Genomic DNA, 16127 nt, shown 5'->3' on the forward strand with positions numbered 1-16127 from the left:
ATCGCCGTAAGGTTAATGCAACTTCAAGAATGGGCTCAAAACAAAGAAGAAGCTAAAGCGATAGATTGTACTTGTTACGTAGAAAGTACGACATGGCAATTGCTGTGGATGAAAGTAGAAAAAGGGAAAGGCCTTCCGACTAAACCTCCTTCACTTTATTGGTTGTATTACGCTATAGCAAGGTACGGTGGCTGGTATGACAGCAAACGCAACGGACGAGTAGGGATGAAAGTGTTATGGCAAGGTTGGATAAAATTGGCCGAAATGATAGAGTCAATTGCGATGTTAAAATCACTTCAGCAGGCTGGAGACTTGTGATCAAGAGACAGACTTACATCCATGATAAGCAAAGCCGTCAAAGCTACCGCGTCCTGCTCTCGCCCCTTACCTGCATCCATGCAGGCAAGCTTCGAGACTCCATCAGCATATGCTCTATTATGTGATTGGGGCGAGTAAGCGCTGACAATGAACCATAAAACCTGAGCGAGAAGACTATATTAGACTATTTGTTAAAAATGAGGAATAGATAGACAAAAAACAGTAAGCACGAGAATCAATTAAAGTAATCCTTGTTTATACGTAAGTCGAATTAATAAAAAGTTTTGTGAATCGAAGTGAAGTGACCACGATAAATTGAGTATGCTTTATCGTGGTGTATATTGTTATCAATTTTTTAAATCAAGTTAACTCATCAAACTTAAAGTCTTTCTAACATGGCGGCGGTAAAATCGGTTGTACCTGATCGTCCACCTAAATCGCGTGTTGTTCGATCACCTGCTTCAATTGCCGACCTTAATGCAATCATTATTTTTTGTGCTTTATCTGGCATGTTTAAATACTCTAACATTTGTATAGCAGCCAAAATCACCGATGTGGGATTCGCTAAATTTTTACCTGCTATATCAGGTGCGCTACCATGAACCGCTTCAAAAATAGCAACTTCATCACCAATATTAGCGCCTGGAGCCATCCCTAAACCACCGACTAACCCTGCACATAAATCAGAAATTATATCGCCAAATAAATTGGTTGTGACAATAATATCGAATTGTTGTGGGTTCATCACTAATTGCATACAGGCATTATCAACAATCATTTCATTGGTTGTAATGTCTGGGTATTGTTTACTAATCTCGCGAGCGACGGTTAAAAATAAGCCTGAAGTCGATTTTAGAATATTGGCTTTATGTACAATTGTGACTTTTTTACGGCCTTCTTTAACCGCTAATTCATAAGCAAATTTGACTATTTTTTCAGAGCCACTCCGCGTTACTATACTTGTCGCTTCTGCGGTTAAACCATCTTCAGAGATAATTTGGCCGGCCCCTGAATACAAACCTTGAGTATTTTCACGAATGGTTACAATGTCTATATTTTCATATCGAGCCTTCGTCCCTTTAAAACTCGATACCGGTCGCATATTCGCATACAAATTAAATTGCTGCCGAAGTGTTACGTTTACAGAGGTAAAGCCATCACCAACAGGGGTCGTCAATGGGCCTTTAAGTGTTATTTTATTTTTTGCTATCGTGTCAAGGGTGGCTTGAGGTAACAATTCGCCGATAGATTCTAAAGCGGTTAAACCGGCGTTAACAAAATCATATTCAAAATTGCAGCCAACTTTATCTAGGATCTTAAGGGTAGAATCTACAATGCTAGGGCCAATTCCATCACCTGGTATTACAGTAATACGTTGAATCATTATAGCTCTCTTGAATTGCTAATAATTATATTGTTATTCTAGCAATAAATTCACTACATTTGGTTATAATGAATTGGCATATGGCCCTTATGATTGTCATTAACGGTTACATAAGGGTTATTTTTAATAAGCACCTGATTTAATTTAGTTATTTTTGTCATCATTTCTGTTTTTGCATGGGATTTAATGCTCGATAAAATACACGAAAAACAGAGGTTAAAAAGACTTTGTTGCTTAGGGCTTAATTTATGAATATCATTTAAATTTAACGTCGTTAGCTTAATATAATTTTTTAATTTTGGTTGTGCTCTTGCCAAATCAGTGGTCTTTGATTCAATTCCTTTTTTACTCACCTTAAAACAATCAAAAATATAGTTTGTTTGTTTTTCTATTTTAATTGGATAATTTACGCTTATTTGTTGTTGGAGCAATGAAAAAATCGGCAATAAACAGCAATCTGTGAAAAGCTTATATTCTTCAGCATTATAACCTCGTAAACGACAGGCGATTTCGACTTCGTCATGAGCTGACTCAATGATTAACTGCAACAATTCAGAGTGATTAACGTGAACATCACTAAAATGGGAGAGTAAAGCATAACGTAAACTCCAAATAATGATCCTCTCTCGGCCTATAATAGCCACCGCGTGGGTTACTGAATTAACTGTATTGGCCTTTATTAGTAATGTTCGTGCATAGTTTTTTAATGCATTAGCAAAGCTATCGTCTAATGAAATAATTTCTGCGATCTCTTTAGTGGTGGCCGTTTCGTAATCTATACCAACTGCTGTATTCGTATTACCACAAATAGACTCCGCCTTGTTCGGGGTCGCAAGTTGTTTTTTAGTTAAGTGGGATATAGCATTATCGATCGACACTAACGATAATTTAACTCCGCTTGTAAACTCAATGCCGTCTGGTTTAGGTTGGCTTTGCACATCTGCTTGTTCTGCACCAACTATGTCTAAATGGTGGTTAGTTTGGTTTACTACAACATGAGCTACATCATCAATTAAAACCGATGTGCCGATTAACGATAAATGTAAATACAAGGCGTTATTAAAATGGATTTCCGTTGATAATTCATTTTTACATTTTAACTTTAATAGTTTTTCCCATGAATTTATCGGGCTATTGGCACTTAGCGGTGATAACAATTCGATTGTTTGAGTAATATATAAAAATAAATGCTGACTGTATAAATATGTGTGGCGCGTTTGATTTAATTTATCGCGGTTAACAAAAGGTAATTTTAAATGCGTAACATGTTGAGCGTTGATGATATTATTTTTAAACAAATATCCAATTGATTGTCTTGATTTTATATAAACAATGGCTAATTTGTCTGAATTAAGCGCCTTTGTTAGATAACGTGATACACAAAGTTCTTTAACTAAAAAAATATAAATTAATTGCTTAACAAAGGTTGGTGGTAAATCGAGTTCTATCGATAACAACTTTAATAACGCGATCGATTTAATCGCCCGTAAACAGCCTAAATTAATTTGCTGTTGACTCATAATAATTAATTTTAAAATATCTGCGGAGTGTTGAAAATGAGAGTGCCAAAAATCGGTTATTATTTTTAGATGTAATACAATATTTTCTGGTTGATAATGAGGGACGTTTTCTATTAAATCTAAATGCAATTTAACAATTTGTGCATAAGATTGTTTAGTCATCAATGTGCCTTATGATGCTTGTTGATATTGCTGGTAAGAGTCATGACCCCAGCTGACTAACTTGTCATTAATAAAGAGTAGGCTTGTACATTCATCTTGAGTTGTGAAACCATCTTTTTTAATATGATGGGTGCGATAAAACAAAACTTGTGCCATTCCCAATTGGGTTTTTTTTGCCTCAGTGATATCTGGCGGCCCCATTAATTCAATGATTGATGCTTTCGATTGTGAAAGCTGTAACTTTTCAATTATTTTTAAATTGTAAGCTTGCCTATCTTCAAATTGCATTTGGCTTTGATCATCTTTCACGACAAACCACACACACGAACCAAAAAATAAATAAGTAATTAAACCTATCATCAAAACTAATGGGGCTTTGGTTTTCATTATCCGCTCCAATGGCTGAAATAAATGTATTTTACCAAGGGATAACTGTGCCATCAAAGCTGATAAACTGCCCAGATTGTTCATCTGTCAGGTTATCAATCACTTTAGTTAAACCGAGTGTCGATTCATCGGTATTAATTAACGCATTTGGCCCTCCCATTTCGGTGAGTACCCAGCCAGGATGCAAGGCGACGACTTTAATTTCTTTTGTTACTAAATCGATAGATAAGCTTTTAACCACACTATTTAAGGCCGCTTTGGATGAACGGTATATATAACTTCCACCCGAGCCATTATCTGCCATACTTCCCATTTTACTACTCAAAAATGCAATTTTTTTAACATGAGAACGAGCAAGATTAGCTTCAAACGCTTGAGTAACCATAAAAGGAGCAATTGTATTGATTCTGAGTACATCAAGCCATTCATCAGCCGTAATCATATGATTTTCAATGCCTTTAGGTCCATAAACACCAGCATTATTTATCAATATATCAATGGTTTCACCTGATAATTCTAAAGCAAGGTTTTTAATCGAAGTCGCTTCAGACACATCCAGATCATGGACTATAATATTTTCATTTTCTTTTGCTAACGTGAGTAAATCTTCAGCATGATGAAGGTTTCTACAGGTAGCAAAAACTTTGCAACCTTCACTGGCGTAATGATTTGTTAATGAAAAGCCAATCCCACGATTGGCTCCAGTTATTAGTATTGTTTTCATTGTCTACTCTTTGATTACTTCATAACAAGGAACATATTGAGTTCCAGGTAATTTCATTCTACCTTGCGCCATAAAATCTTGTAACAAAGTATCCATTAAATCCATTAATGCTTTGTCGCCATGTATTTTAAATGGGCCTTGTTTCTTTATTTGTTTAACACCTTCATCTTTCACATTGCCTGCCACAATTGATGAAAAGGCTCGTCGTAAATTGGCGGCTAATTTGGCTTTGTCTTGTGCCAAATGTAAATCTAATTTAGCTACATTTTCATGCGTCGGATTAAAAGGGTATTGAAAATCTGCTTCAATTTTTAATGACCAATTATAATGATAAGCATCACCAATTGATTTACGGTATTGTCGCACTTCATTCATCTGGCTTTTCATAATTGTTGCCACTCGCTCTGCATCATCAACAACTATGGTGTAGCGACGTTGCGCTTCTTCACCTAACGTTTGGCCAATAAATGCATCAATACTTTCAAAATAGGCTTTGCTTTCTTTAGGCCCTGTTAATACGACCGGTAAAGCTTGATGCGTATTAGCGGGGTTCATTAAAATCCCTAAAATATACAGTAATTCTTCTGCCGTTCCGACCCCACCTGGAAAGATTACAATACCGTGCGCAACCCTAACAAACGCTTCTAAACGTTTTTCTATATCGGGCAATATAACCAACTCATTGACGATCGGGTTAGGGGGCTCTGCCGCAATAATAGAAGGCTCTGTTAAACCTAAATAGCGCCCATTATTGATTCTTTGTTTTAAATGACCAATAGTTGCACCTTTCATTGGCCCTTTCATTGCGCCAGGGCCACAACCCGTACATAAGTTAAGACTGCGTAAACCTAATTGATAACCGACTTCTTTAGTATATTTGTATTCAATTTCTTTGATAGAGTGTCCACCCCAACAAACTATCATGCTCGGGTCAACAGCTGTTTGAAGCGCCCCTGCATTACGTAAAATATCAAACACAAAGTGCGTTATGTAGTTAGCATTATCAGCTTCTGAAATTGTTATATTTCGTTTGATATCAGTATATAAAATATCACGTAAAACGGTAAACAATAGTTCTCGAATACCCGCAATTAATTCACCATCGACGAAAGCATGTTCAGGCGGGTTAATGAGTTCTAATTTAACACCTCGTTCGCGTCTTATTACTTTAATATCAAAATCTGAATAAGCTTTATAGATGGTTTCACTGTCGTCGGTATCGCTACCCACATTGAGTACCGCTAAAGAACAATTCCTATACATAATGTAAAGAGGAGAGTTAGTTGATTTAGTTAATCTATCCACCTCAAGTTGAGATAATAGATCCATACTACCCACTGGGTTAACTTGGAATATTTTCATATAAGTTCCTTAGCCAATTGTTTTTTATATCTCAATTATTCATTGACATATACCTATTTTTTATAAAAAAAGGGTTATGTTACAACTATAGCTTAGGAATTTAAAAATAGCGTTTTAAAAACGCTATATGATTGAAATTAATATAAAATTAATAAAAATAGAGGTTAGGAGGGCTGAGTTAATTTAAAGAAAAAGTCATTACTTTGTAATAATGACTTTATCGCGTCCTGTTCTTTTCGCTTTGTATAATGCTTCGTCAGCACGATCAAAAGCCCCAAGAGGGGAGTCACCCTTTCTAAACTGTGTTGCGCCAATTGAGATGGTACAGTTAATACTTTTATCTTTAAATTTAAATGGAATGCGTTTTATTTGTTCTCTGATTAAATTCAATTTAGCCTCTAAAGCTGCTAATTTTGTTTCGGGTACCAATACAACAAATTCTTCTCCACCGTAACGTGCAATGAAGTCGGTTTCACGCAAAAATTTACGCAGCGCGAGGGCTATAACTTGTAAAGTACGATCCCCTGCAGAATGACCAAATGTGTCATTTATTCGTTTAAAGTGATCGATATCAATAACGGCCAAGCATAAGTCATGGTTATAACGATCCCAACGCGTAAATTCTATCTCTAACCTTTCATCAAATGCGGCACGATTCGGTAATTTAGTTAAAGCATCTTGTAATGATTTAAATCGTTGTTCAGACAGTTTTGATTTATAACTTTCAGCTTCTTTTTCTAAGTCACCCAAGCGAGTTTGCATTTGAGTCAAGCTGTCTAGTAACAGACCTTGCTCTTGTTGTTCGATGCTTTCTTTTTCGGCTAGCGCTTCAGCAATATCGCCAATTCGAGACGTTACACTGATTTTAAGTTCATTTAAATCTGTTGCACTATTTACATCATCACCGATTAAAGACAGGCTATTACGTAATTTTTCATTGAGTGCAACTTTCGTGCTCGATGTACGGCGTGTACCTGTTAACGAGTTAGAAACCGCATCATGAACAGATGATAAGGCTTCATTAAGAGTTAATAAAAAGCTTTGGGCAGATTGCCGTTCTTCCGTTATGTTACCAACAATTATACGAATAACATCAACACAACAATCCACTAAAATACGAGGACTAATTGGTTTACTCAAATCATCTCTGATTTTTTCAATTTTTTGTGATGACTCACCCGAAAATGCAAGGTTACTTAAAATATTGAGTAATTCATTTGAAATCGTCTTTTGCAACTCAACCAGATCAACAGACTCATCCGCTTTACCAGTTGGGGTAGGTGTTCCGCTAGCAAGCGCATTAAGTAATCCACCTTTAGGGATTGATTCTAATTTTGCGAGCTCTAATGATTTGTTATAAAGCCGCGCAATAAGCTCGATTTGCGGTAAAAAACCAACGATAGATAACGGCGTTGTTTCAAGCTCTTTTGCGACAGTGTCAAGTTCACGTTTTAAATCTTTAGGCAAACCTTTCACTTTTTGTAAATTTGAAGCGACATCTAATAAAGAGTCTTGAGATTTTTGCATATCGCGAGCAACACGATTACTGTGTTGGCTTAAAACATTAAGTACACTGGTGATAAACGTTTCAACATTTTGAAAGTCTTTACCTTGAGCTATCACCGCTCTTAGTTGCGCGAGTTTGTTATCGAGTTCGAGATCGATTCCTTTACAAGTTTGTGAAAGTCGACTAATTAATTGAGTAAGCTTATCAAATTGATTTTGATAGCTTTTTTCTAACAATTTATTAGCTTTTTGTGTTTTAACTAATTTTTTAGTGATTAATTCTAATTGACCAGACACGTATTATAATTTCCTTCACGCTCTTTCTTAAGCTATAACTTGTAAATTATTCTGAGCAAAATGCTATATTTAACATTAACATAAAATATGTCTTTAATGATAGTCGTCATATATTAAAGAGAATAAGTAATTTTCATTTTTTTTATACGAATAATTGTAGAGTGGTAACAAATGATAAAAAAGCGTCGATATTGTATAACGATTTTATTGTTTTTATTCTTATCACCGGTATATAGTCAAAATGAAATTATTAATTATTACTTAACAATTACCGATGCTGATCAGCATTTAGCCGAAATTGAGCTTCATCACCCTCATACACCAAATAATGAAATCGAATTTTCATTACCCGCTTGGCGAACTGGACGTTATGAAATTTTAAACCTTGCCAACGGGATCAGTTCATTTAAGGCACTTGATAAACAAGGTAATGAGCTTCACTGGCGCAAAGTGAATAAAAATGCTTGGCGTATTTATAATCCCTCTAAACAAGCCTTTACGCTACGTTACACAGTTTATGCTAATCAACTATCCACTCGAAGTCGTCATATTGATGATACACATGCTTTTATTAATGCATCTGGCTATTTTTTATATACTAATGTTTCACGATCTTGGCCATTGAAAGTGCAGTTAAATCTACCTACATTATGGGAAAGTGTTACCGGACTTCCAGCGGTTAAAAATCAGTCTCATCAATATTTAGCCATTAACTATGATCAATTAGTTGATTCTCCAATTGAAGCGGGAATCATTGAACGCCATACGTTTATAGTCGAGAATACGCCCTATGAGCTCGCAATTTGGGGAAAAGGTAACTACGACAGTCAGCAGATGGTGGCTGACTTATCCAAGTTAGTCGCAACTTATCGCCGCATATGGCCCAATAAGCCTTATTCTAAATATGTGTTTATGGTGCATGCCACTACTGATACTCGCGGGGCAACCGAGCACCTTAATTCGACGATAATTCAACGTAAACGCTTTACTTTTGCTCCGCGTAAACAATACCTTGAATTTTTAGCAACAGCAGCTCATGAATTTATCCATACGTGGAACGTTAAATCTTATCGTCCTGCCGAGTTTGTGCCTTATGATTATTTAAAAGAAAAGTACAGCCCGTTACTTTGGATCAGTGAAGGTTCAACTCGTTACTTTCAGTATCATTTATTAATTGCCGCAGGGTTAATGACCCCAAGTGAATATTTACAAATTTTAGCTAACGAAATGTTTGAGCACCATGCAACTCCCGGAACACAAAAACAATCTCTGGCTGATGCTAGTTTAGATAAATGGATAGCCGTAAAGGGTCATCAAGCATTAAACCATAGTGTCAATATTTATGATGAAGGCGCATTGTTATCATTTATTTTAGACATGAAGTTACTGTCACAAAGTTTAGGAAAAATAAGCTATCGAGATGTTCATGCCGAACTTTATAAACGCTTCGCCACGACAATTGCTTTTAATACACAAGATGTATTAACGATTTTAAAAGATTTAACAGGCGAAGATTATTCTGATTGGTGGCGCTCACATGTGGAAAAACCAATAGATCTCATTTTTGAACCCGCCTTAAATACTATTGGATTAACCTTAGAAAAATCAATTAAATACAAACAAAGTGGCATAAACTTTCAAATAAAGCAGAATCTAAACCAGGTGCGACAAGTAAAAGAGGCATCACCGGCCTGGAAAGCAGGAATAACAGCGGGCGATATAATAATCGCTATTAATGACTTACGATTATACCCTCATACATTTGACCAGCGTTTAGATGATTACCAGCCGAACCAAGAGATTCAATTAACGTTATTTAGACGTGATGAGTTAATTACCCGTCGCTTGGTGGTGCCGAATGAAACAACAAGTGAATATAAAATTGTACCTCTCATTAATCCATCCGCCTCACAACGTAAATTATATCAAGCGTGGCTCGGCGTTGAATATGATTTTTAATAAGTCAAAGGCACTATTGTCGAGCTAATCTTAACCAATCAAAGTTGACGGCATGCGTAGAACGTATTGGATTAATGTCCAAGCCGCCTCTGCGTGTATAACGTGCATAAACGGTTAAGTTAGCTAACTCAAAATGTCGAGTAAGATCACAAAATATCCGCTCTACACAATGCTCATGAAATTCGTTATGCCCACGAAATGACACTAAATATTTTAGTAGGGATTCATGACAAATCGGTGTTCCAGAATATTGAATAATGACACTGGCCCAGTCAGGTTGGCCGGTTACTAAACAATTTGATTTGAGTAAATCACTAGCAAGTATTTCTGTCACATTCGTTAAGGCTTTGTTTGGTGCTTTTTTTAACAACAACGGGTTGTAATCAAAATCATTAATTTCAATATCTAATTGATCAATTGATATGCCGGGTGTTTCTACTAAGCCTTTTTTTGCGTAGTCAGACAATGAATAAAATGTCACGCTTACAGGCGCACCAGAGCAAGATGATAAATCATGCTCAATAATACTGATGATACGATCTTGGGTTTCATAACGCATCTGGTTAAAACTGTTTAAATATAATTTAAACGACTTAGACTCTATCAAGTTTTCCGAATCATGATCGAAATAAAATTCAGCTATCGCCACTTGAGGTTTGCCTTTTGAGTTTAACCACGAAACTTCATAACCTGTCCAGATATCGGTTCCAACAAAAGGTAATTGCGTTTGTGATGATAAACCAAGTGCTTCACGGGTTAAAGAACGCGGTACAGTGTCTAATAAATCAGCATCGTAGTTTGATTTATAGTCAGATTGCTTACCTAAAGAAAGTTGTTGCAGTAAATCACTTGTTTTGTTTTCTGACATCGGGCTTAATATTGATTAATAAAAAAATGTAGTTTAAGCGAAATAAAATCAAATGTCCGAAGCAGTAAAAGAAAATTTAGAAAAATTTACCCAACAATATATGCGCCAATTTAAAACACTTCATGGCACATTACCTTTAATTGAACATGACCCCCATTTTAGCAGCCCTTGTGAAGTCGAAAAAGTAAACGCTGAAGGCCTTATTCATTGGCAACCGGTTGCTAAACCGCACAATGCAAAATTTGCTGATTTTAAAAGCGCATTAAATATTGATTTACATCCGAGCATTATTGCTTTTTATAGTACGCAATATTGTAATAATATACCTGCTACATACGAAGAAAATTGGTTAGAATTACTGCAACCTTGGAGTGAAGACGACGACCAGAATTTACAGCAAAACTTGCTTGCTCATGCAATGATGAAGCAAAAATTAAAGCAACCATTGACTTTTTTTATTGCCGTAACAGACGATGACTCATTGATGATTTCAATATTAAACGAAACGGGTGAAGTCGTGCTTGAGCCTGTTGGTAAACCACACTCTAAGGTGCTAGCTAATAATTTAGCCGATTTTATCGCTAAATTAGACCCTATCGTAATTTGATAAAGAAGAGTCTATTTGATTTATTGCTAATGAATAACGTTTTATTTATTCATTAGCGATTGAAATTGTTCATGAAGTGTTTTTACTTGGGCTTCCAGAATCTCGACTCTTTTTTCAAGTGGTTGTGGTGGTTCGACTTTCTCTTTTACTTGAGGTGGCGTAGCCATATTTTGATATTGAGTAACATATGCTTCAGGGTCAACTTTATAAGTACTTATTTCACGAGTAATAAAAGGTAAGGGGATCCGAGTACCTACTTTTGACTTAATTGTGGCCACTGACACCATTTTATTATCTTTATGTAAATTGACGATAGCGCTTTTTAAAAGGTGATCCATTAAGTTTGTCTAATTTGAATTAATTATTATTTAATTTTATCACAATATTATCAATCAGGTGTTTAATAAATATGGATTCTAAACCACGCTATGAATTTAATAGTATTGGCTATGTTCAATCACTCTATAAAGAAAAATTCGCAGTCCCCAGACAACCCAATATAATCACGCAAGCACAATGTCAGATTATTTTATCACCTGAGTTTGCCAATGAAGACTCTATTAAAGGGCTTGCTGATTTCAGCCATATTTGGGTGCAATTTGTTTTTAATCAAAACGAACCTGGGAAATGGCATTATTTGGTTAGGCCACCTCGATTAGGGGGTAATAAAAAAATTGGCGTATATGCTTCGCGCTCGCCATTTAGACCCAACCCCATTGGTTTATCGGCCGTTGAATATTTAGGACACAGTATTATTAATAATCAAATTGTGCTTAATATTAAAGGAGGGGACTTTGTTAATGGGACGCCCGTAATCGATATTAAACCCTATATAAAATATGTCGATTGCATACCTAAAGCGAGCAGTGGGTTTGCCCAAGCTGAGCCTCAGAGCACGATAGCCGGTGTGACATACACTGAATTGGCACAGAGACAAAAGAACAAAATTGATAAACCGATTATTGATTTTATAGAGGCTGTTTTAATGCAAGATCCTCGACCCGCGTATAAAAAAAACAAACTCGATACCAAAGTATACTCGGTTAAAATAGGCGATTTTGATGTTCGGTTTGAAGTGATAAAAGACGTGGTAAAAATAAGGGAATTTGAAAAGGCTGACTTAAGTTAAGTGCAGCCTTTTCAATGATTATAAAAATGCTTACTAAAATCTATTTACGAATTATAAATTATAAATTATAACCGCGTTCGTCATGACTGACTAAATCAAGACCTTTAATTTCATCTTCATGATCTACTCTTATTCCGCCCGTTAATAAACCAACAAGCTTAAGAATAATAAACGTAACAACCGCGGTATAAAGTCCTGTTGCTAAAACACCAATAGCTTGAACCGTTACTTGTTCAGATATTGACGTTATGCCATCGGCAAAGCCATAGCCACTAAACAAACCTAATTCTGTTGAAGCAAATACGCCCGCAAATAAAGTACCAATGATCCCACCTACACCATGCACAGGGAAAACATCTAATGAATCATCAATTTTCCATTTTTGCTTAATTAATACCGTTGCATAAAAACAAATGACACCGGCGCTTAAGCCAATAATTAATGCACCGGCAGGACCCACAAAACCCGAAGCTGGCGTGATTGTACCTAACCCTGCAACCATACCCGTAACAATGCCTAATACCGACGGTTTACCATGTTTTAACCACTCCATCATCATCCAAGCAAGTGATCCTGCCGCCGCTGAAATGTGTGTAACGGTAATCGCCATGGCTGCATCACCATTAGCCGCTAATGCAGATCCCCCGTTAAAGCCAAACCAGCCAACCCATAACATACCGGCACCAATAACCGTCATTGTTAAATTATGAGGCATCATTGCAGAACTTGGGTAACCGTGACGATTTTTTATAACGATTGCCGCTACTAATGCGGCAACACCGGCTGTAACATGCACAACTGTACCACCGGCAAAATCCAGTAACCCCATTTGAGCAAGCCATCCGCCGCCCCAAACCCAATGGCATATAGGAAAATAAACTAAAATTAACCAAGCTGCACTAAATAGTATAACGGCAGAAAATTTCATTCGTTCAGCAAAAGCACCTACAATTAACGCGGGGGTAATAATGGCAAATGTCATTTGAAAAATGAAAAATAAGGGTTCAGGGATTGTGCCGGCGAGAGTATCTCGTGTAACACCCGACATAAAGGCTTTACTAAAGTCACCAATAAAAGCATTACCTTCACTAAATGATAAACTATAACCAAAGCTTAACCAGATAATTGAAGCTACACAGGCAATCGCAAAACATTGCATCAAAACAGACAGCACATTTTTAGAGCGAACCAAGCCACCATAAAATAAAGCTAATCCAGGCAAAGTCATAAATAATACAAGCGCAGTCGATGCTAATATCCAACTCGTGTCACCTGAATTTAATTCATCAGCAAAAGCGCTGAAAGATAAAAGAGTGGCCAATAGACCCATAAAAAACTTCATTTTAACCTCTAAATTATAAAGCTTCGTTACCTGATTCTGCAGTACGAATTCGAATTGCTTGTTCGAGCGTTGTGACAAATATTTTACCATCGCCAATGGTACTGCTATTAGCAGCACCAATAATCGCTTCAATGACTTGATCGACAATATCACCTGACACCGCAATCTCTAGTTTTGTTTTCGGCACGAAATCAATGGTATATTCTGCACCTCGGTAAAGTTCAACATGACCACGCTGTCTGCCAAAACCTTTAACCTCAGTTACAGTAATACCTTTGATATCGATTTCTGATAACGCCTCTCTTACCTCATCTAATTTATGGGGTTTGATAATGGCCGTTATTAATTTCATGGCTAACCTCTTTGTTAACAATAATGTTATTGGAAATTTTATTCTTAGATGCTCTAAATCAATAAGTTATAGAGCAATTGAAATTATAGCTTGTCTAGCTAATTTCAGATTTTCATTATATTTTCTATAAAAAATATCTGAGGGCGCCACTTCAACACATAAGAAAATTTCTATCAAGTACAAAGTTAATGAAACGTTAAAAACGTAATTTACAATTGAGATTGACTTGTTGGTATAACACAACAAAAGGATTTAAGGTTGATTAATGATCGCGATGCACATTAATTCGGTTTCCTTTTCTACTGGCTTGGAGTAATGCATGATCGGCTCTGGCTAAAAGCTGATCAAATGTTTCTTTTGGATGGGCAGATGCGATACCTAATGAGATTGTTACATTATGAAACGTATCATTATAAGCCATTGTCGATTGATCAACTAAAACTCTAATTTGTTCAGCTAATTTTTTACTTTTTTCAATCCGAGTATTGGGTAAACAAATAATAAACTCTTCATTACCCCAACGACCTAAAGTGTAATTATTTTTATTTTCTTTGATTAATATATGGGCGACATTTTTTAATATAGTATCGCCACAAGCAAAACCATTATCGTCGACCAAATCTTGAAATTTATCTAAACTTAATAAAATAACCGTATAAGGGATAAACTTAACTTGAGTTTCATTTGAAGCTTGCCGAAGAAATTTGGTGATATAACGATGACTATACAAACCAGTCAATGAATCATGGTTATTAACTTCATTTGAGGTTTCGAGCTTTTTCTCAAGATTAATGATTCGATTTTGCAAGCAGACAATTTTTCTATTATTTTTAATTCGACTATTTGATAGATACAAAATTAAAACGATAAAAATAGCAAAAGCTATATAAGTATATTTTAGTTGGTAAGAAAGTAATATTTGGGCATTTTTAGCCATCGATAATTCTTTTTCGGCTAAAAATAACTCAATGTTTTTAACCTGATAGTTAAAGATGGCATTTTCATCAGTAGGTTGATTTAATTTGAGTTGCGTATTCGAAAATTCTAGTGGTTTTTCTAAGTTTAATTTAGTCGAAATCACGGTGTTTATTTGCTGCAATCGTTTTGAAAGTTTGGGTAATCGATACAATGAATGGCTTGATATTAATAATTTCAGTTTTGTTAACGCTTCAGACTTTATTTGTTGACCAGTCAAATGGGTGAGTTCGAAAAAAGTAATCTGATTAATCAACAAGCCGGTTTTACTATCGATAGTCAAAAATAAATTTTTAGCACGTTCAGCCCAACGCTTAGCAGAATCAGTTAATTCGAGGTATATACTTAATTGGGCCGCTTGTTCCATTAATATTGCTAAATAAGGCAAATCGTTTACTCGTCCGACGATGGTTCTAAAAGATTCAATCGCACTAATAGCATCATTAAAATAGCCAATTTTAGATTTACACGTGGCATAAGATAATAACCAACTTGCATATATTTCAGGATCATCAAGGTGTGAATGAGCTTCAATTGATTTAAGTAGGGCTAATGCGGCTTGTAAATTTGCAGTATCGATTAAAATATTAGCCGTATTAATGATCAATTTAACTTGTTGTTTATTTAAGGTATCTTGCTCAATGTTTGTTAAATTAATTTGGCTAAAAGAGCTAAAGATGATGGCGAGCGCCTTTTCATTATAACCTTGTGTAATGAATGACTCAGCCAAAGTATTAACGGCAGGTAGAGTGTTATTACTACTTGATGAAGAAGGAGCAGTCTTAGTGATATATTCTAACAATAATTTATCAGCTTTAATAAAGTGACTATCCGCACTGTATAATTTGGCTAACAAAATTATATTTGTTTGGTATATACGAGCATCAACCTTAATTAAAGCATGTGACAAATTTGTTTGTATTAAATTATTGAGGTTTTTAAAATTACCATAACGATACAACGCTAATGCATAGAGTGTTCTAAATTGAATATAAGCTAAGTCATTAACATCATCTATTATAATTTGCTCTGCCAGTTGTACTGCAACAGAAGGTTGCTCAATGCTATATTTATCAAGTAGTTGTATAAAAGGCTGATAATGATGATTAGCGACATCATTTTTTAATTCATCAATTGTACTTTGTTCGAGGGCACTTAGATTTAGCGCAAATAAAGAAAGAAATAAGAAGCAAAATAATTTGAATCTAAAAGCCATAGATATCATCCTTAACATA

The 16127-nt window shown here is 35.7% G+C and carries 14 protein-coding genes and 1 pseudogene; 4 read left to right on the forward strand and 11 right to left on the reverse strand.

The window, feature by feature from the left end; translation table 11 throughout:
• Positions 1–318: pseudogene (locus DPX34_RS04645) on the forward strand (IS4 family transposase); the annotation flags it as partial.
• A gap of 379 nt (positions 319–697) precedes the next feature.
• Here DPX34_RS04645 and DPX34_RS04650 read toward each other — a convergent pair.
• The 6 genes from DPX34_RS04650 to DPX34_RS04675 form a co-directional block, all read right to left on the reverse strand.
• Positions 698–1705, reverse strand: coding sequence for an isocitrate dehydrogenase (locus DPX34_RS04650; RefSeq protein ID WP_111977254.1), 1008 nt, complete (start codon positions 1703–1705; stop codon positions 698–700).
• Between the two features lie 50 nt (positions 1706–1755).
• A complete protein-coding gene (locus DPX34_RS04655; RefSeq protein ID WP_111977255.1) occupies positions 1756–3384 on the reverse strand; it encodes a hypothetical protein in 1629 nt (542 codons plus the stop codon).
• Between the two features lie 9 nt (positions 3385–3393).
• Entirely contained in the window at positions 3394–3771 is a 378-nt protein-coding gene (locus DPX34_RS04660; protein WP_157964618.1) for a DUF3192 domain-containing protein, read from the reverse strand.
• A gap of 31 nt (positions 3772–3802) precedes the next feature.
• Positions 3803–4495 (reverse strand): SDR family oxidoreductase, encoded by a 693-nt coding sequence (locus DPX34_RS04665; protein WP_111977257.1) that lies wholly within the window; start codon positions 4493–4495, stop codon positions 3803–3805.
• Positions 4496–4498: 3 nt separating this feature from the next.
• Positions 4499–5857, reverse strand: coding sequence for a nucleotide 5'-monophosphate nucleosidase PpnN (ppnN, locus tag DPX34_RS04670; RefSeq protein WP_111977258.1), 1359 nt, complete (start codon positions 5855–5857; stop codon positions 4499–4501).
• Positions 5858–6055: 198 nt separating this feature from the next.
• On the reverse strand, positions 6056–7660 hold the full coding sequence (locus DPX34_RS04675; RefSeq protein ID WP_111977259.1) for a GGDEF domain-containing protein: 1605 nt from the start codon (positions 7658–7660) through the stop codon (positions 6056–6058).
• Positions 7661–7831: 171 nt separating this feature from the next.
• Here DPX34_RS04675 and DPX34_RS04680 point away from each other — a divergent pair, with 171 nt between their 5' ends.
• Positions 7832–9619: a M61 family metallopeptidase gene (locus DPX34_RS04680; protein ID WP_111977260.1), complete on the forward strand. Its 1788-nt coding sequence runs from the start codon at positions 7832–7834 to the stop codon at positions 9617–9619.
• Positions 9620–9632: 13 nt separating this feature from the next.
• Here the strand turns inward: DPX34_RS04680 and queF are convergent, their stop codons facing one another.
• A complete protein-coding gene (queF, locus tag DPX34_RS04685) occupies positions 9633–10487 on the reverse strand; it encodes an NADPH-dependent 7-cyano-7-deazaguanine reductase QueF (RefSeq protein WP_111977261.1) in 855 nt (284 codons plus the stop codon).
• Between the two features lie 52 nt (positions 10488–10539).
• Between queF and syd the strand changes: the two genes are divergently transcribed.
• Complete coding sequence (gene syd / locus DPX34_RS04690) at positions 10540–11094, forward strand: SecY-interacting protein (RefSeq protein ID WP_111977262.1); 555 nt, start codon at positions 10540–10542, stop codon at positions 11092–11094.
• A gap of 41 nt (positions 11095–11135) precedes the next feature.
• Here syd and DPX34_RS04695 read toward each other — a convergent pair whose 3' ends face one another.
• A complete protein-coding gene (locus tag DPX34_RS04695; protein ID WP_111977263.1) occupies positions 11136–11432 on the reverse strand; it encodes a hypothetical protein in 297 nt (98 codons plus the stop codon).
• A 71-nt stretch (positions 11433–11503) separates the two neighbouring features.
• On the opposite strand from DPX34_RS04695, the gene tsaA reads away from it, so the two are divergent.
• Positions 11504–12223, forward strand: coding sequence for a tRNA (N6-threonylcarbamoyladenosine(37)-N6)-methyltransferase TrmO (tsaA, locus tag DPX34_RS04700; protein ID WP_111977264.1), 720 nt, complete (start codon positions 11504–11506; stop codon positions 12221–12223).
• 58 nt (positions 12224–12281) lie between these two features.
• Here tsaA and DPX34_RS04705 read toward each other — a convergent pair whose 3' ends face one another.
• From DPX34_RS04705 to DPX34_RS04715, 3 genes are all read right to left on the reverse strand, one after another.
• Positions 12282–13565, reverse strand: coding sequence for an ammonium transporter (locus DPX34_RS04705; RefSeq protein WP_111977265.1), 1284 nt, complete (start codon positions 13563–13565; stop codon positions 12282–12284).
• A 13-nt stretch (positions 13566–13578) separates the two neighbouring features.
• Entirely contained in the window at positions 13579–13917 is a 339-nt protein-coding gene (locus tag DPX34_RS04710; protein ID WP_111977266.1) for a P-II family nitrogen regulator, read from the reverse strand.
• Positions 13918–14179: 262 nt separating this feature from the next.
• A complete protein-coding gene (locus tag DPX34_RS04715) occupies positions 14180–16108 on the reverse strand; it encodes a GGDEF domain-containing protein (protein ID WP_157964619.1) in 1929 nt (642 codons plus the stop codon).
• Between the last annotated feature and the right edge of the window lie 19 nt (positions 16109–16127).

It is taken from the genome of Algibacillus agarilyticus (genome assembly GCF_003286125.1).
In the GTDB taxonomy this organism is placed as follows: domain Bacteria; phylum Pseudomonadota; class Gammaproteobacteria; order Enterobacterales; family Alteromonadaceae; genus Algibacillus; species Algibacillus agarilyticus.

Coding starts and splice junctions, on each gene's coding strand:
- DPX34_RS04655 (WP_111977255.1), bottom strand. CDS start 3,384: ATGACTAAACAATCTTATGCACAAATTGTTAAATTGCATTTAGATTTA.
- DPX34_RS04660 (WP_157964618.1), bottom strand. CDS start 3,771: ATGAAAACCAAAGCCCCATTAGTTTTGATGATAGGTTTAATTACTTAT.
- DPX34_RS04665 (WP_111977257.1), bottom strand. CDS start 4,495: ATGAAAACAATACTAATAACTGGAGCCAATCGTGGGATTGGCTTTTCA.
- ppnN (WP_111977258.1), bottom strand. CDS start 5,857: ATGAAAATATTCCAAGTTAACCCAGTGGGTAGTATGGATCTATTATCT.
- DPX34_RS04680 (WP_111977260.1), top strand. CDS start 7,832: ATGATAAAAAAGCGTCGATATTGTATAACGATTTTATTGTTTTTATTC.
- queF (WP_111977261.1), bottom strand. CDS start 10,487: ATGTCAGAAAACAAAACAAGTGATTTACTGCAACAACTTTCTTTAGGT.
- syd (WP_111977262.1), top strand. CDS start 10,540: ATGTCCGAAGCAGTAAAAGAAAATTTAGAAAAATTTACCCAACAATAT.
- DPX34_RS04695 (WP_111977263.1), bottom strand. CDS start 11,432: ATGGATCACCTTTTAAAAAGCGCTATCGTCAATTTACATAAAGATAAT.
- tsaA (WP_111977264.1), top strand. CDS start 11,504: ATGGATTCTAAACCACGCTATGAATTTAATAGTATTGGCTATGTTCAA.
- DPX34_RS04705 (WP_111977265.1), bottom strand. CDS start 13,565: ATGAAGTTTTTTATGGGTCTATTGGCCACTCTTTTATCTTTCAGCGCT.
- DPX34_RS04710 (WP_111977266.1), bottom strand. CDS start 13,917: ATGAAATTAATAACGGCCATTATCAAACCCCATAAATTAGATGAGGTA.
- DPX34_RS04715 (WP_157964619.1), bottom strand. CDS start 16,108: ATGGCTTTTAGATTCAAATTATTTTGCTTCTTATTTCTTTCTTTATTT.